The sequence below is a fragment of the Serinicoccus kebangsaanensis genome (genome assembly GCF_008919445.1).
Taxonomy (GTDB): domain Bacteria; phylum Actinomycetota; class Actinomycetes; order Actinomycetales; family Dermatophilaceae; genus Ornithinicoccus; species Ornithinicoccus kebangsaanensis.
In genome coordinates, this window is record NZ_VSLG01000001.1 from 59,832 (window position 1) to 75,898 (window position 16,067).

The 16,067-nt window shown below is 72.9% G+C and carries 14 protein-coding genes and 1 tRNA gene; 12 read left to right on the forward strand and 3 right to left on the reverse strand.

Translation table 11 applies throughout. The annotated features are described in order from the left end of the window. Positions 1–9: 9 nt before the first annotated feature. Positions 10–1,167, reverse strand: coding sequence for an FUSC family protein (locus FXF60_RS00270; RefSeq protein ID WP_151523263.1), 1,158 nt, complete (start codon positions 1,165–1,167; stop codon positions 10–12). 45 nt (positions 1,168–1,212) lie between these two features. Further along, positions 1,213–1,860 carry a TIGR03085 family metal-binding protein gene (locus FXF60_RS00275; RefSeq protein ID WP_151523264.1) on the reverse strand — a complete coding sequence of 216 codons (648 nt, stop codon included), beginning with the start codon at positions 1,858–1,860 and terminating at the stop codon, positions 1,213–1,215. A gap of 99 nt (positions 1,861–1,959) precedes the next feature. On the opposite strand from FXF60_RS00275, the gene FXF60_RS00280 reads away from it, so the two are divergent. The 11 genes from FXF60_RS00280 (at position 1,960) to FXF60_RS00330 (ending at position 12,811) form a co-directional block, all read left to right on the forward strand. Further along, positions 1,960–3,801, forward strand: a complete 1,842-nt coding sequence (locus FXF60_RS00280; protein ID WP_192796535.1) for an ABC transporter ATP-binding protein — start codon at positions 1,960–1,962, stop codon at positions 3,799–3,801. Continuing rightward, positions 3,798–5,603 carry an ABC transporter ATP-binding protein gene (locus FXF60_RS00285; RefSeq protein WP_151523265.1) on the forward strand — a complete coding sequence of 602 codons (1,806 nt, stop codon included), beginning with the start codon at positions 3,798–3,800 and terminating at the stop codon, positions 5,601–5,603. Before FXF60_RS00280 ends, FXF60_RS00285 begins: the two co-directional genes overlap by 4 nt. A 3-nt stretch (positions 5,604–5,606) precedes the next feature. Then, positions 5,607–6,272: an HGxxPAAW family protein gene (locus FXF60_RS00290; protein ID WP_151523266.1), complete on the forward strand. Its 666-nt coding sequence runs from the start codon at positions 5,607–5,609 to the stop codon at positions 6,270–6,272. 71 nt (positions 6,273–6,343) lie between these two features. After that, positions 6,344–7,177: an indole-3-glycerol phosphate synthase TrpC gene (gene trpC, locus FXF60_RS00295; RefSeq protein ID WP_192796536.1), complete on the forward strand. Its 834-nt coding sequence runs from the start codon at positions 6,344–6,346 to the stop codon at positions 7,175–7,177. Beyond that, positions 7,174–8,427, forward strand: coding sequence for a tryptophan synthase subunit beta (trpB, locus tag FXF60_RS00300; RefSeq protein ID WP_151523267.1), 1,254 nt, complete (start codon positions 7,174–7,176; stop codon positions 8,425–8,427). The genes trpC and trpB overlap by 4 nt, the downstream gene beginning before the upstream one ends. Then, complete coding sequence (gene trpA, locus FXF60_RS00305) at positions 8,424–9,209, forward strand: tryptophan synthase subunit alpha (protein WP_151523268.1); 786 nt, start codon at positions 8,424–8,426, stop codon at positions 9,207–9,209. Before trpB ends, trpA begins: the two co-directional genes overlap by 4 nt. Beyond that, positions 9,206–9,709: a MauE/DoxX family redox-associated membrane protein gene (locus tag FXF60_RS00310; protein ID WP_151523269.1), complete on the forward strand. Its 504-nt coding sequence runs from the start codon at positions 9,206–9,208 to the stop codon at positions 9,707–9,709. The genes trpA and FXF60_RS00310 overlap by 4 nt, the downstream gene beginning before the upstream one ends. Position 9,710: 1 nt before the next feature. Next, the gene (locus tag FXF60_RS00315) at positions 9,711–10,442 is read left to right on the forward strand and encodes a DsbA family protein (protein ID WP_151523270.1); all 732 of its coding nucleotides are present in this window, start codon (positions 9,711–9,713) and stop codon (positions 10,440–10,442) included. Between the two features lie 53 nt (positions 10,443–10,495). Beyond that, positions 10,496–11,956, forward strand: a complete 1,461-nt coding sequence (gene pyk, locus FXF60_RS00320) for a pyruvate kinase (RefSeq protein WP_151523271.1) — start codon at positions 10,496–10,498, stop codon at positions 11,954–11,956. Between the two features lie 63 nt (positions 11,957–12,019). Then, positions 12,020–12,105: transfer RNA gene (locus FXF60_RS00325), tRNA-Leu, on the forward strand. 55 nt (positions 12,106–12,160) lie between these two features. After that, on the forward strand, positions 12,161–12,811 hold the full coding sequence (locus tag FXF60_RS00330; protein WP_437440838.1) for an ANTAR domain-containing response regulator: 651 nt from the start codon (positions 12,161–12,163) through the stop codon (positions 12,809–12,811). Positions 12,812–12,848: 37 nt separating this feature from the next. Here FXF60_RS00330 and FXF60_RS00335 read toward each other — a convergent pair whose 3' ends face one another. After that, positions 12,849–13,280 carry a hotdog fold thioesterase gene (locus tag FXF60_RS00335; RefSeq protein ID WP_151523272.1) on the reverse strand — a complete coding sequence of 144 codons (432 nt, stop codon included), beginning with the start codon at positions 13,278–13,280 and terminating at the stop codon, positions 12,849–12,851. 19 nt (positions 13,281–13,299) lie between these two features. On the opposite strand from FXF60_RS00335, the gene polA reads away from it, so the two are divergent. After that, positions 13,300–16,011 (forward strand): DNA polymerase I, encoded by a 2,712-nt coding sequence (polA, locus tag FXF60_RS00340; RefSeq protein WP_151523273.1) that lies wholly within the window; start codon positions 13,300–13,302, stop codon positions 16,009–16,011. The last annotated feature ends 56 nt before the right edge of the window (positions 16,012–16,067 follow it).

A 16,067-nucleotide genomic window follows, 5' to 3' on the forward strand; every position in this document is an offset into this window, starting at 1 on the left:
CCGGCGCCGCTACTCGGACGGGTCGATCTCGTCCTTGGTGGGTGGCACCCGGCGGCGGGCCTCGGCGGTCGTCATGCCGGAGAGCACGAGCAGGTCGACCACCGTGGAGCGGACCTGCGCCCGCAGCACCTCTGCCGACAGCCCCGCCCGGGAGTGCCCCCAGGTGGACTGCCGGGCGAGGTGGACCAGCTCCTCCTGCGCCCCACCCAGGGGCTCGCGACGCTCCAGCTTCTCCTGCAGGACCGCGGCGGCCTCGGCCAGACCCTCCACCATGTCGGTGTAGGAGTCCGGGACGTAGTCGCGGTCCCCGACGGCCGCCTCGGCCCGCCGCGCGAGGACGCGGACGTTGCGGATCGCCAGGTCCAGCGGCTGCAGCAGGGCCTTGATCTCCTGGACCTCGGCCCGGTGCACACCGGAGAGCAGGGGCGCCAGCCGGGCGGCGGCGGCAGCCTCGGCCGTCGTGTCCTGGAGCGCCTCCAGCTCGGCCGAGAGCCCACGGGCGGTCTGCAACGCCCGCGTCGCCCGGCCCACGTCGCGGTTGCGCAGGCTCTGGGCGGTGTCGGTCAGGACCTCCGCGAGATGGCCGACCAGGCCGATGATCCGCTCCCGGGGCCGCTTGGTCGTGGACCGCATCGGCGCGAGCATGGCGATGACCAGGGCCACCCCGCCACCCACCGCGGCGTCCAGCCAGCGGCTGAAGGCCTGCCCCTCGCTGGCGACCAGGGTGGTGATGATGACCCCCTGGATGCCGGCCTGCATCATGAGCAGCTGTCCTGCCCCGGCGAGGACGGCGAGGGACATGGCGACGACGCAGACCGCGAAGATCTGCCACAGCCCGGTGCCGAAGTAGTGGACAAAGAGGTCCCCGATGCCCACGCCGATCGCGACGCCGATGGTGAGCTCGACGATCCGCCGGAGTCGGTCGCCGTAGGTGAGGCCCAGGCACACCATCGCGGTGATGGGGGCGAAGAACGGCAGCGCGTGGCCGAGCAGGTCGTGCGCGATGAACCAGGCGAGCACCGCACCCGCCGCGGCCTGCAGGATCAGCCAGGCGCGGGTGCGGAGACGGAGCAGCCGGGTCCGCGCCGCACCGGGCGTGATCTCCTCCCGCAGGGGGTCGAAGACGGCGTGGCCGGCCGCTCGGGCCTGCTCGCGGGCGCTGCTCATGTGCTCAGTGTGGACCACGCCCCTGGGCAGTCCGGGGGGCGGCGATCAGGCCGAGCGTCGGTGCCGGGCCAGCTCCGCCAGCTCGGCGTCGCCGCCGGACACCTCGACGCGGGCCACCCGGTCCCGCCCGAAGGCATGCAGCAGCAGCTCCAGCGGTGGGCCGGTCAGCACCACGGTGCCGCGCCCGGCCGGGGGGCGCCGGAGCGCGGCGCGGCCGTACCCGGGCGCCACCGCCACGACGCCGCACGGTGCACCGCGGTAGAGCATCCGTCCCGCGGACCGCACGGTCGACCAGAGCTGACGCTGCACCTCCTCGGGCAGGACCGTCGGCTGCCAACCGGGCTGGGCACGGACCAGGTCCTCGTGGTGGATGGCCAGCTCGGCGACGTTGACCGCCCGGTCCAGCGGTGGCAGGCGCGTCGGCCACCAGGCTGCGGGTCCCGAGCGGACCTGCTGGACGAGGGCCGCGAACGGGCGGGCCGCCACCCCACGCTGCACCTGCTCGGTGTGCCGCTGCAGGGCGGCCACCGGCAGACCGACGCCCGGGAGGGCGTCCGGCCGGGACTCACGCACCACGAGGTGGGCCAGCAGGTCGCGGACGGTCCAGGGCGGGCACAGCGTGGGGGCGTCCGGGCCCAGGTCCGTGGCGGTGGTCGCGACCAGGTCGCGGAGCAGAGCGGGGGAGTGGGGCATACCTCTCATCGAACCACGGGAAGGTGTGTCGGCGGCTCGTGGTTGGATAGGAGGTCGGCACACCCACCCACCTCACTCCGCCGGGAGGCCCGCTCCGCCATGCCATCACCTGCCGCCACCGCACCGGTGCCACGCCCCGTCGGCGACCGTGCCGTGCTGCGTCGGGGGCTCCGCGTGATCTGGGGCGGCATGGTCGCGCAGCGCCGCCCGGTGATGGTGGCGGTCGTGGGGTCGGTGCTGTGGGCAGCCGCGACGGTCGCCACGGCCTGGGCGATCGGCTGGCTGACCGACGAGGTCGTCGAGCCCTCGGTCCGTGCCCGCGAGGTGGAGACCGCCGGGCTCTGGATGATCTTCGGGGTGCTGGTCGCGGTGCTCGTGGTCAACGTGCTGGGCGTCATCCTGCGCCGTGTCTTCGCCACCGTGGCCGGGTTCAACCTGCAGGCCGACTACCGCCGACGGGTCACCCGCCAGTACCTCCGGCTCCCGCTGTCCTGGCACCACGCGCACCCGTCCGGGCAGCTGCTCTCCAACGCGCACGCCGACATCGAGGCGACCTGGCAGGTCTTCAACCCGCTGCCCATGGCCATCGGTGTCATCTTCATGCTGCTCATCGCCGGGACCATGATGATCCTGGTCGACCCGCTGCTGGCGATCCTCGGCCTGCTGGTCTTCCCCGGCCTGTTCGCGGTCAACCTCGTCTTCCAACGGGTGATGTCACCACGGGTCACCCGGGCGCAGCAGCTGCGCGCCGAGGTGGCCGAGGTCGCCCACGAGTCGTTCGAGGCGGGCCTGGTGGTCAAGGCGATGGGGCGCGAGGACCAGGAGACCGAGCGGTTCCGCGTCAGGACCCATCAGCTGCGGGACTCGTTGATCCTGGTCGGCCGGACGCGCGGGGTGTTCGAGCCGGTCATCGAGGCGATCCCCACGCTGGGGACCCTGGCCGTGCTGGGCGTCGGCACGTGGCAGGTGTCGCGCGGTGCCCTGGACGCCGCCGACGTGGTGCAGATGGCCTACCTCTTCTCGATCCTGGCCTTCCCGGTGCGAGCCCTGGGCTGGGTGCTGGCGGAGATCCCCCGCTCCGTGGTCGGGCACGACCGGGTGCAGCACGTGCTCGGGGCGCACGGGGGGATGTCCTTCGGGTCGACCGAGCTGGCGCGCACGGCGCGGCCGGCGGAGTCCGCCCTCACGGACGTGAGCTACGCGCACCCGGGGGAGGAGCGGCCCACGATCCGCGAGGTCACGCTGGACGTCGCGCGCGGCAGCACGGTGGCGCTGGTCGGACCGACCGGCTCGGGCAAGAGCACGCTCACCAACCTGGCCCTGCGACTCGTCGACGCGGACTCGGGGTCGGTGCGGATCGACGGCGCCGAGGCGCGCCAGCTGGCCCGGGGGGAGATCCCTGCCTCCGCCTCGCTCGTGGCGCAGCAGACCTTCATGTTCGACGACAGCGTGCGCGGCAACATCACCCTGGGGGAGGAGGCCGACGACGCGTCGGTGTGGGAGTCCCTGCGCATCGCCCAGGCGGACGACTTCGTCCGGTCCCTGCCGGACGGCCTGGACACGGTGATCGGCGAGCGCGGCGGGAGCCTCTCCGGAGGTCAGCGGCAGCGGATCGCCCTGGCCCGGGCGATCTGGCGCACGCCGCGGCTGCTCATCCTGGACGACGCCACGAGCGCGGTGGACCCGTCGGTCGAGCAGGCCATCCTGGCGGGTCTGCGCGAGGCACGGGGCGGGATGACCGTGCTCGTCGTGGCCTACCGGATGGCGACCATCCTGCTGGCCGACGAGGTCGTCTACCTCGAGCGAGGGCAGGTCGTGGACCGTGGCTCGCATGCCGACCTCGTCGCCCGGTGCCGGGGCTACCTCGACCTGGTCCAGGCCTACTCCCGGGAGGCCGCCGAGCGCGCCGCGGTCACCCGGCAGGAGGAGGTGGACCGGTGAGCGAGCACGAGACGGAGACCTCGAGCCGCATCGACGGGCAGGCCCGGCTCGGGACCCTGGCCACCCTGCGTCGGGGACTCGAGCTGTCGCCCGAGCTGCGGACCGGGCTGCTGCTCACCCTCGTCCTGGCCGTGGTCGCCACCATCGGCCGGGTGGTCATCCCGTTCGTCGTGCAGCAGACGACGGACAACGGCATCCAGGCCGAGGGGGGGACCGACGTCGACTACGTCGTGCGCGCCATCGCGCTGGCCGCCGTGGTCGTGCTGTTCACCTCGCTCGCGCAGTATGCCGTGAACGTCCGGCTGTTCACCGCGGCCGAGTCCGGGCTGGCCACGCTGCGGCTCAAGGCGTTCCGGCACATCCACGACCTGTCGGTGCTGACCCAGAGCACCGAGCGGCGTGGTGCGCTGGTCTCCCGGGTCACCAGCGACGTCGACACCATCTCGATGTTCGTGCAGTTCGGCGGGCTGATGCTGCTGGTCAGCTCGGCCCAGATCGTGCTGGCCACCATCCTCATGGTGGTCTACAGCCCGCTGCTGGCGCTGGTGGTCTACCTGTGCTTCGTCCCGCTCACGCTGCTGGTGCGCCGGTTCCAGCCGATCCTCGGGCGTGCCTACGGCACCGTCCGGGAGCGGGTCGGGGACCTGCTCGGCTCGATCGGCGAGTCGATCGTCGGCGCCACGACGATCCGTGCCTACGGCGTGGAGGACCGGACCGCGGCCCGGATCGACGAGGCGATCGACGCCCACCGCACCTCGGCCATCCGCGCCCAGGTCCGCTCGGTGATGGCCTTCGTGTCCGGCCAGACCTTCGCCGGGATCACCACCGCGGTGGTGCTGGTCGTGGGCACCGTCCTCGCCGCCCGGGGTCAGCTCACGCTCGGTCAGCTGCTCGGCTTCCTCTTCCTCGTCAACCTGTTCACCCAGCCGGTGCTCATGGCCACCGAGATCCTCAACGAGATGCAGAACGCCATCGCCGGCTGGCGGCGCGTCATCGGGGTCATCGACACCCCGGCGGACGTGTCCGACCCCGGCGAGGACGGGGTCGTGCTGGCGCGGGGGCCGATCACCGTGGACTTCCAGGACGTGTCCTTCGCCTACCCGGGTGGCGGCCGCGTGCTGCGTGACGTCGACCTGCGCATCGAGCCGCACACGCGGGTGGCCGTGGTCGGTCAGACCGGGTCCGGCAAGACCACCCTGGCCAAGCTGCTCACCCGCCTGATGGATCCCGTCGAGGGCGTCGTGCGGCTGGACGGCGTGGACCTGCGGGAGGTCAGCTTCGCCAGCCTGCGGCAACGGGTGGTGCTGGTCCCGCAGGAGGGCTTCCTCTTCGACGAGGACCTCGCCGAGAACATCCGCTTCGGCCGTCCTGACGCCACCGACGCGGACCTGCGTCTCGCGGTGACCGAGCTCGGCCTCGACTCCTGGGTCGACGGCCTGCCGCACGGGCTGCAGACCCAGGTGGGGCAGCGCGGGGAGTCGTTGTCCGCCGGGGAGCGGCAGCTGGTCGCGATCGCGCGCGCCTACCTGGCGGACCCCGACCTGCTCGTGCTCGACGAGGCCACCAGCGCCGTGGACCCCGCGACGGAGGTGCGGGTCCAGCGGGCGCTGGAGGGCCTGACCACGGGGCGCACCTCGGTCGCCATCGCGCACCGTCTCTCGACCGCCGAGGCGGCCGACGTCGTGGTCGTCGTCGACGCCGGCCGGATCGTCGAGCTCGGCCACCACACGGAGCTGGTCGGCCGGGGCGGGGTGTACTCCCGCATGCACGCCTCCTGGGCGGCCCAGCAGGCCGGGGTCTGAGACGTGGGGCCACGCCGGCTGACGGCCCTGACGGTGACCGTGCTGGGGCTCGGTCTGGCGCTCCTCGCCACCGGTCAGCCCTGGACCCGCGGGACGCGGGTGGACGCCGCGGGCGTCGCGTGGGAGGTGGTGCGCACCGGCCACGAGCTGGCGCCCGCCGTGTCGGCGCTGCTGCTGGTCGCGGCGGTGGCCGTGCTGGTGGGCCTGCGCGGCAGCGGCTGGGCCCCGCTCGCGGCACGCCTGCTCGCGCTGGTCGCGGGGGTCTGCGCCGTCGTGGTGACGGCCGGGGCCGCTCCCGCCGACGCGGCTGCCTGGTGGTGGGTATGCCTGGTCGCCGTCGTGGTCGCGACACTCGGGGCGCTCGTGCTGGTCCCGTCGACGGGCGAGGCTGGCACAATGACCCGTGCGGGCCGAGCCGGCCCCGGATCCGGTCACGTCGAGGAGCACACCGTCATGCACGAGGACAGCCACGGTCACAGCGTCGCCGCCTGGGTGGGGGTGGGCATCATGCTCGTCGGCAGCGTGATCGGTGCCTGGGGCGTCGTCTTCGCCCCCGACTGGCTGCTGTGGGTCGGTGTCGCCCTCGGTGTGGTGGGTGGCCTCGCGTGGTACCTCCTGGACCGCGCCGGGATGGGGGAGCCGCGGCACGACGCCGCAGCGCACCACTGACCGGACCCAGGGCCAGGGGCGGCCGACAGCCCCGTGCGGACGTCCGGCGCCGGGCGTTCTACGCTGGGTGAGTGCCTACGGTGCTAGAGGAGATCGTCGACGGGGTCCGGGAGGACCTCGCCCAGCGTCGCGCCGCGACGCCCCTGGAGGAGGTGCGGGAGAAGGCCCGCGCGGCCGCCCCGTGCCGGGACGCCTGGGGGGCGTTGGCCCGTCCGGACGGCATCCACGTCATCGCCGAGGTCAAGCGCAGCAGCCCCTCGAAGGGTGCGCTCGCCGCGATCGCCGAGCCGGCCGGGCTGGCGGCGGACTACGCTGCCGGGGGAGCCAGCGTGATCAGCGTGCTCACCGAGCAGCGACGTTTCGGCGGGTCGCTGGCGGACCTCGACGCCGTCCGCGCGCGGGTGGACGTGCCGGTGCTCCGCAAGGACTTCGTCGTCGACCCCTACCAGGTGTGGGAGGCGCGCGCGCACGGCGCCGACCTCGTGCTGCTCATCGTCGCCGCGCTGGAGCAGGACGCGCTGGTGAGCCTGCTGGAGCGCACCGAGTCGTTGGGTATGCAGGCGCTGGTCGAGGTGCACGACGAGGCCGAGCTGGACCGGGCGCTGGCCGCGGGGGCCCGCATCGTGGGGGTGAACAACCGCAACCTGAAGACGCTCGAGGTCGACCGCGACACCTTCTCCCGGCTGGCACCGCGGGTCCCGAGGGACCGGGTGGCCGTCGCCGAGTCCGGGGTCCGTGGGCCGCTGGACGTCATGAGCTTCGGTGAGGCGGGTGCGCAGGCCGTCCTCGTCGGGGAGGCGCTGGTCACGGCGGGCTCCCCGCGCGAGGCGGTGCGCGAGCTCGTCGCCGCCGGCGCGCACCCGGCGCTGCACACGGCGGGGCTCCGCGCGGGAGGGGCACCGTGAGCAGCACCGTCGCCGGGGCCGACCGGTTCGGGGACTTCGGCGGACGCTACGTGCCGGAGGCGCTCGTCGCGGCCCTCGAGGAGCTGGACGCGGCTCGGGTCGCGGCGTCGGCGGACCCGGACTTCCGTGCCGAGCTGGACCGGCTGCAGCGCGAGTACACCGGTCGGCCGAGCCCGCTCACCGAGGTGCCCCGGTTCGCCGCGCACGCCGGCGGACCACGGGTCTTCCTCAAGCGCGAGGACCTCAACCACACCGGGTCGCACAAGATCAACAACGTCCTGGGCCAGGCCCTGCTGGCGGTGCGGATGGGCAAGCGCCGCGTCATCGCCGAGACGGGGGCCGGCCAGCACGGTGTCGCCACCGCCACCGCGGCCGCCCTGATGGGCCTGGAGTGCACCGTCTACATGGGTCGGGTGGACACCGAGCGGCAGGCCCTCAACGTCGCCCGGATGCGGCTCCTGGGTGCCGAGGTCGTCTCCGTGCCCACCGGGAGCGCCACCCTCAAGGACGCGATCAACGAGGCGATGCGGGACTGGGTCACCAACGTGGGTCACACCCACTACCTGCTCGGCACGGTGACCGGGCCGCACCCCTTCCCGACCATGGTCCGTGACTTCCACGCGGTGATCGGCGAGGAGGCGCGCAAGCAGGTGGACGAGGCGGTCGGGGGTCTGCCCGACGCCGTGTGCGCCTGTGTCGGCGGCGGGTCCAACGCGATGGGGATCTTCCACGCCTTCCGGGACGAGCCGACGGTGGCGCTCTGGGGCTTCGAGGCCGGTGGTGAGGGTGTCGCGAGCGGGCGGCACGCCGCCCGCTTCTCCGGCGGTGAGCCGGGGGTCCTGCACGGCGCGGCGACCTACGTCTTGCAGGACGCGGACGGGCAGACGCTGGAGACCCACTCGGTGTCCGCCGGCCTGGACTACCCGTCCGTCGGGCCGGAGCACGCCTTCCTGCACGACACCGGTCGGGCCCGCTACGCCCCGGTCACCGACGAGGAGGCGATGGAGGCCTTCGCCCTGCTCTGCCGCACCGAGGGGATCATCCCGGCGATCGAGAGCGCGCACGCCCTCGCCGGCGCGCTGAAGATCGGCCCCGAGCTCGGACCGGGCACCACGATCCTGGTGAACCTGTCGGGGCGCGGCGACAAGGACGTGGACACGGCGGCGCGGTGGTTCGGCCTGGTCGACGAGTCCGGCGAGGCGCAGGTCGACGCCGAGACCGACGGCGCCGACGAGGTGGCCGCGCGGTGACGGCCCTGGACGAGGTCTTTGCGCGCTGCCGACAGGAGCGGCGGGCGGCTCTGATCGGCTACCTGCCGGCGGGCTACCCGGACCTCGAGGGCTCCGTCCGGGCCGTGCAGACCCTCGCCCGCCACGGGGCCGACATCGTCGAGGTCGGGGTGCCCTACACCGACCCGCTCATGGACGGCCCGGTCGTCGAGCGCGCCGCCAGCACGGCCCTGGCGGCGGGCTTCCGGCTGCAGCACGTCTTCGAGGTCGTCGCGGCGGTGCGCGAGGCCGGGGCGGTCCCGGTGGTCATGACCTACTGGAACCCCGTGCTGCGCTACGGCGTGGACCGCTTCGCCACGGATCTCGCAGCTGCCGGCGGTGCCGGACTCATCACGCCGGACCTCATCCCGGACGAGGCGCAGGAGTGGCGAGCGGCGGCGCAGCGGCACGACCTCGCCCCGATCTTCCTCGTGGCGCCCAGCTCTACCGACGACCGCCTGCAGATGACGACCGCGGCCTGCCGGGGCTTCGTCTACGTCGCCTCCACGATGGGCGTCACCGGGGTGCGCGCGAGCGTCGGCGACGCCGCGCTGGAGCTGGTCGGGCGCACCCGAGGAGTCACCGACCTGCCGTTGTGCGTGGGCCTGGGCGTGAGCACGGGTGAGCAGGCCGGCGAGGTGGCCGGCTTCGCGGACGGCGTCATCGTCGGGTCCGCGCTCGTCCGGACGCTGGCCGACGACCCGTCGGGGGGACAGCTCGCCTGGTTGACCGAGGAGCTGGCCGAGGGCGTGCGCCGGGCATGACGTCCGTGCTCCGCCCACCCGTCGCCCGGGACCGGTCGACCCGCGTGCTCGACGTGCTCGGACTGGTGCTCCGCCTCGGGCTCGCGGGCGTGCTGGGGTATGCCGGGTGGACCAAGATCACCGACCTCACCGGGTCGGTCCAGAACGTCCTCGCCTACGAGCTGTTCGGCTACGAGCTGGCCCGGGCGATCGGCATCCTGCTGCCGGTCGTGGAGCTGGCCCTCGCGCTGCTGCTGCTCGTCGGCCTGCTCACCCGGGCCGGCGCCGCGGCGGCCGCGCTGCTCATGGTCGTCTTCATCGCCGGGATCGCCTCGGCCTGGGCCCGCGGCCTGGCCATCGACTGCGGCTGCTTCGGCACGGGTGGCCCGGTCGCGCCGGAGGACACCCGCTACCTGAGCGAGATGCTCCGCGACGTGGGTTTCCTCGCCATGGCCGCCTGGCTCACGGTCCGACCCCGCACGCTCGCCTCCGTGGACTCGCTGCTCCAGAAAGGTGCCTGACATGCCCCGCCCTCCCGCTCCCGACGTCAAGCCGGTCTCCTCCTCCGGACCGTCGTTGCCGCTCATCGGTGGCGTCGTGGTGCTCGTGGTGGCACTCATCGGTGGACTGGTGCTGTGGGCCGTCAGCAGGAGTGCCGGCCTCGGCGCCGAGGGCAGCGCCAACGCGCTGCCGGAGGGCGGCGGCATCCAGGTCGGGGCCGCCCCCGCGGACGGCGCGCCGCAGGTCCAGCTCTACGAGGACTTCCAGTGCCCCTGGTGCGGCGTGCTGGAGCAGTCCGTCGGTGCCTCGCTCAGCGAGCGGGCGGAGGCCGGCGAGATCACCGCCACCTACACGATGATGTCCTTCCTCGACGACAACCTCGGCAACGACGCCTCGCACCGGGCGGCGAACGCCTCGCTCTGCGCGGACGACGCCGGCGCCTTCCTGCGCTACCACGGTGCGGTCTTCGCCGGTCAGCCCGAGCAGGAGGGGGCCGGCTGGACCGACGAGGAGCTGATCGGCTTCGCGGGCACGGCCGGGATCGAGGGGGAGGCCCTGGAGACGTTCACCTCCTGCTTCGAGGACGACACCTACGGCGACTACGTGGACGACATGCAGGAGCGGGCCAACCGCGACGGCATCACCGGCACCCCCCGCATGCTGGTCGACGGGAGCGAGGTCAGGGAGACGCAGATGCAGTCCCTGATGAGCGACCCCGCCACCCTGGAGGACCTGCTGGGCGCCGGGTCCTGACGCAGCGGCAGGCGATGTCGGACAGCGGCGTCCGGACGACTAGGGTGGGCGCCATGCGTCGAGCCAAGATCGTCTGCACCCTGGGTCCCGCCACCGCCTCCTACGAGCAGATCGAGGCGCTCGTCACGGCCGGTATGGACGTGGCCCGGCTGAACCTCTCCCACGGCTCCTACGAGGAGCACTACGAGCGCTACATCCGGGTCCGTGAGGCGAGCGACGCCACCGGGCACGCGGTCGCGGTGCTGGCCGACCTGCAGGGTCCGAAGATCCGCACCGGCACCTTCGCAGGGGGTCCGGTGACCCTCGCGGCCGGCGGCACCTTCACCATCACCACCCGTGACGTCCCCGGGGACCAGGAGGCCGTGGGCACGACCTACGACGGGCTCCCCGGCGACGTCCGTCCCGGCGACGACCTGCTGATCGACGACGGGAAGGTCATGCTCCGCGCCACGGACGTGACCGCGACGGACGTCGTGTGCGAGGTCGTCGTGGGTGGCGTCGTGTCCAACAACAAGGGCATCAACCTGCCGGGTGCCGCGGTGAGCGTGCCCGCGATGTCGGACAAGGACGAGGAGGACCTGCGCTGGGCGATCCGCAGCGGGGTGGACTTCATCGCCCTCTCCTTCGTCCGGTCGGCGGACGACGTCCAGGACGTGCACAAGATCATGGACGAGGAGGGGCGCCGGCTCCCCGTGATCGCCAAGATCGAGAAGCCCCAGGCCGTCGACAACCTGGCGGGGATCGTGGAGGCCTTCGACGGGGTGATGGTGGCGCGCGGGGACCTGGGTGTGGAGCTCCCGCTGGAGCAGGTGCCGCTGGTGCAGAAGGACGCCATCCAGATGTGCCGGGAGAAGGCCAAGCCGGTGATCGTGGCCACGCAGGTGCTGGAGTCGATGGTCGAGAACCCCCGCCCCACGCGGGCCGAGGCCAGCGACTGCGCGAACGCCGTCCTGGACGGCGCGGACGCGATCATGCTCTCCGGCGAGACCTCGGTCGGGTCCTGGCCGATCCGCGCCGTGGAGACGATGGCCAGCATCATCTCCAGCACCGAGGAGCACGGGCTGCACCGGATCCCCCCGATCACGACCAAGCCCAAGACTCCCGGCGGGGCCGTCACCCGTGCCGCGATCTCGCTCGCCGAGGCGCTGGGCGACCAGGTGAAGTTCCTCGTCACCTTCAGCATGAGCGGCGACACCACCACCCGGATGGCGCGGGTCCGGCCGGCGACCCCCATGCTGGCGTTCACCACCGAGCAGCTGACCCGGTCCCGGCTCGCCCTGACCTGGGGGGTGGAGACCTTCCTCGTCCCCTTCGTCTGGCACACCGACCAGATGGTCAAGCAGGTCGAGGAGACGCTGCTCCGCGAGGAGCGCTGCCAGGAGGGTGACATCGTGGTGATCGTGGCCGGCTCGCCGCCCGGGGTGTCCGGCACGACCAACGCGCTGCGGATGCACCGGGTCGGCGACGCGATCCTCGGTGAGGCGCCGGCATACAACCACGACCCTCAGGTCTGAGCCGTCGACCAGCCGGTATGCTGGTGCGGCTTCCCGGTGCGGTTCCGTCCGCGCCGTCTACCCGCCGGGGTGGTGGAATGGCAGACACGGAGCACTCAAAATGCTTTGCCCGCAAGGGCGTGCGGGTTCGAGTCCCGCTCCCGGCACCATCCCCTGTCGGCGGCGTGCTGGTCGGGGTCGGACGCGACAGATAGGCTGCGACACGTGAGCGAGACACCGCAGGACCAGGGGGCGGCACCCGACACCGACCCGGCCGAGCCGCAGGCCGGTCCGGAGACCGGGCTGCGCATCCTGCTGGCCGAGGACGAGGCCCTCATCCGGATGGACCTGGCCGAGATGCTCACCGAGGCGGGGCACGTCATCGTGGGCCAGGCCGCCGACGGCGAGCAGGCGGTGGCACTGGCGCAGGAGACCTCGCCCGACCTGGTCGTCATGGACATCAAGATGCCGGGGATGGACGGGATCTCCGCGGCCGAGCAGATCGGCAAGGAGGGGATCGCGCCGGTCGTGATGCTGACCGCCTTCAGCGACAAGAACCTCGTGGAGCGTGCCCGGGACGCCGGGGTCATGTCCTACGTCGTCAAGCCGTTCAGCTCCGCGGACGTGCTGCCCGCGATCGACATCGGGCGGGCCCGCTGGGCCGAGCGCAAGGCGCTGGAGTCGGAGGTGGCCGACCTGGGCGAGCGCTTCGAGACGCGCAAGCAGGTCGACCGGGCCAAGGGTCTGCTGATGACCCAGCTCAAGCTGAGCGAGGCCGACGCCTTCCGCTGGATCCAGAAGGCCGCGATGGACCGTCGGCTGTCGATGCGCGAGGTGGCCGACGCCGTGATCTCCGGGATGCCGGCCAAGAAGTAGCCGCGCCCGCGGTCAGAGACTCTTCGTCCGCACCGGGCTAGGCGCCCGGAGGCCGCTCGCGCAGCGCGCAGGTCAGTCGCGCGGTGCACACGCGGTGGCCGTGGTCGTCGCTCACCACGATCTCGTAGGACGCGACCGCCCGGCCGAGGGCGAGCGGCGTGGCGACCGCCGTCACGGTGCCGTCCCGGACCGCCCGGTGGTGTGTGGCGTTGAGATCGACCCCGACCGCGATCCGCCCCTCACCGGCGTGCAGCGCGGCAGCCACCGATCCGGCCGTCTCGGCCAGCGCGGCCGAGGCGCCGCCGTGCAGCAGGCCGTAGGGCTGGGTGTTGCCGGCCACCGGCATGGTGGCGACGGTGCGCTCCGCCGCCACCTCGACCAGCTGCATACCCATCCGCTCCGCGAGGTCGCCTCGAGGCATCTCGGGGCGGGGGTCGGTGGTCGAGCCGTTGGACGGAGTGTCAGCCATGGGACATAGGCTGCCATGCGTGAGTCGCTTGCTGCTGCTGGATGGACACTCCCTGGCCTACCGCGCCTTCTTCGCCCTGCCCGTGGAGAACTTCTCCACCACCACGGGGCAGAGCACGAACGCCGTCTACGGCTTCACCTCGATGCTCATCAACGTGCTGCGGGACGAGGCGCCGACCCACCTCGGGGTGGCCTTCGACGTGTCCCGCCAGACGTTCCGGACCGAGGAGTATGCCGAGTACAAGGCCGGCCGCTCCGCCACGCCGGACGAGTTCCGCGGCCAGGTGGACCTCATCAAGGAGGTGCTGGACGCGCTCCGGATCACGCACGTCGAGGTGGACGGCTACGAGGCGGACGACGTGATCGCCACGTTGACCACGCGTGCCGCTGAGGACGGGATGGAGGTGCTGATCTGCTCGGGCGACCGGGACGCGCTGCAGCTCGTCGACGAGCGCACCACGCTGCTCTACCCCCGCAAGGGGGTGTCCGACCTCGCCCGGATGACCCCGGACGCGGTCCAGGAGAAGTACGGCGTCCTGCCGGAGCGGTACAGCGACCTGGCGGCGCTCGTGGGGGAGTCGAGCGACAACCTGCCCGGTGTGCCCGGCGTCGGGCCCAAGACCGCGGCCAAGTGGCTGGGACAGTTCGGCGACCTCTCCGGGATCGTCGACCACGCGGACCAGCTGACCGGCAAGGCGGGCCAGGCCACGCGGGACCACCTGGACCAGGTGCTGCGCAACCGTCGCCTCAACCAGCTCGTCGGCGACGTGGAGCTGCCCGTCACGGTGGCCGACCTGCAGGCCAGGGGCTGGGACCGCGAGGAGGTCCACCGGGTCTTCGACGGGCTGGAGTTCCGGGTGCTCCGGGACCGGCTCTTCTCCACGCTGGAGTCGGCCGAGACCGAGGCGGAGGAGGGGATCGACGTGGCCGGGGAGATCCTCGCCCCCGGCGCGGTGCCGGCCTGGCTGGAGCAGCAACCGGACGACCGGCGCCTGGCCCTGGTGGTCGACGCCGCACCGCGCACCCCCGCCGGTCCGGGCGAGGCGACCGGGCTGGCGCTGGCCGGCCCGGAGGAGGCGGTCTACCTGCACCTGCCGGACCTCGACCCCGCCGACGAGAGCGCCCTGGCCCGGTGGCTCGCGGACGAGGCCCACCCCAAGGCACTGCACGGCGGCAAGGAGCAGGTCGCCTCGCTCGAGGCGGTCGGTCTGCCGGTGGAGGGCATCGTCAGCGACACCGCCCTCGCCGCCTATCTCGCCCGCCCGGACCAGCGCTCCTACGACCTGGCCGACCTCGCGCTGCGCTACCTGCGACGGGAGCTGCGCCTGGACGCCGAGGGCGGGGAGGCGACCCAGTCACAGGGCCAGCTCGACCTGTCCTTCGACGGAGGCGAGGAGGAGCACCACGCCGCGGCGCGCTCGGCCATGGTGCACGCCCGGGCCGTGCACGACCTGGCCGACGCCCTGGACGAGGAGCTGGCGGACGAGGAGGAGCAGCACCTGCTCCGTGAGGTGGAGCTGCCGCTGGTCGGGGTGCTCCGGCGGATGGAGCGTGCCGGGATCGCGGTCGACCTGCCTGCCCTGAACACCCTCGAGCAGGAGTTCGCCGACGGCGTCGCCCAGGCGCAGCAGGACGCCTGGACCGCGATCGGCGACGACACGGTCAACCTCGGCTCCCCGAAGCAGCTCCAGACGGTGCTCTTCGAGACGCTGGGTCTGCCCAAGACCCGCCGCACCAAGACCGGCTACACCACGGACGCGGACGCCCTGGCCGGCCTCTACGCGCAGACCGAGCACCCGTTCCTCGAGGCACTGCTGCGGCACCGGGACGCCACCCGGCTCCGGGTCACCGCCGAGGGGCTGATCAAGTCGGTCGCGGACGACGGGCGCATCCACACCACCTTCCAGCAGACGATCGCGGCCACCGGCCGGTTGAGCTCGACTGAGCCGAACCTGCAGAACATCCCCATCCGGACCGCGGCCGGTCGCCGGATCCGCGAGATCTTCGTCGTCGGCACCGGGACCCATGGCGAGTACGCCTCGTTGATGTCCGCGGACTACAGCCAGATCGAGATGCGGATCATGGCCCACCTGTCCGGCGACGACGGGCTGATCGAGGCCTTCCGGAGCGGGGAGGACCTGCACCGGTTCGTGGGCTCGCGCGTCTTCGGGGTGGAGCAGGCCGAGGTGACCGCCGAGATGCGGTCCAAGGTCAAGGCGATGAGCTACGGCCTGGCCTACGGGCTGTCCGCCTTCGGCCTGTCCAAGCAGCTGGGCATCACCACCGCCGAGGCCAAGGAGCTGATGGAGGAGTACTTCGAGCGCTTCGGCGGGGTGCGCGACTACCTCCGCGACGTCGTCTCCGAGGCGCGCCGCTCCGGGTTCACCGAGACCATCCTGGGTCGTCGCCGGCACCTGCTCGACCTGACCAGCGACAACCGGCAACGTCGCGAGATGGCCGAGCGGATGGCCCTGAACGCGCCGATCCAGGGGTCGGCCGCCGACATCATCAAGGTGGCGATGCTGCGCACGGAGCGAGCGCTGGACGAGGCCGGCCTGGCCTCGCGGATGCTGCTGCAGGTGCACGACGAGCTGGTCCTGGAGGTGGCGGCGGGCGAGGAGTCCGCGGTCGAGGAGGTCGTCCGGGCCGAGATGGGCGCCGCGGCGGACCTGTCGGTGCCGCTGGACGTCAGCGTCGGCCTCGGCCGGACCTGGCACGAGGCCGCGCACTGATCCACGCACCGCGCCACGAACCGTGACCTGCCCGTGCTGGGCTGGCCGGCCGACCT

What these genes read in the sequence shown, in the direction of transcription:
- FXF60_RS00280 (WP_192796535.1), top strand. Translation starts at nt 1,960, where the DNA reads ATGCCATCACCTGCCGCCACCGCACCGGTGCCACGCCCCGTCGGCGAC.
- FXF60_RS00335 (WP_151523272.1), bottom strand. Translation starts at nt 13,280, where the DNA reads ATGGCTGACACTCCGTCCAACGGCTCGACCACCGACCCCCGCCCCGAG.
- pyk (WP_151523271.1), top strand. Translation starts at nt 10,496, where the DNA reads ATGCGTCGAGCCAAGATCGTCTGCACCCTGGGTCCCGCCACCGCCTCC.
- FXF60_RS00275 (WP_151523264.1), bottom strand. Translation starts at nt 1,860, where the DNA reads ATGCCCCACTCCCCCGCTCTGCTCCGCGACCTGGTCGCGACCACCGCC.
- FXF60_RS00310 (WP_151523269.1), top strand. Translation starts at nt 9,206, where the DNA reads ATGACGTCCGTGCTCCGCCCACCCGTCGCCCGGGACCGGTCGACCCGC.
- FXF60_RS00315 (WP_151523270.1), top strand. Translation starts at nt 9,711, where the DNA reads ATGCCCCGCCCTCCCGCTCCCGACGTCAAGCCGGTCTCCTCCTCCGGA.
- FXF60_RS00270 (WP_151523263.1), bottom strand. Translation starts at nt 1,167, where the DNA reads ATGAGCAGCGCCCGCGAGCAGGCCCGAGCGGCCGGCCACGCCGTCTTC.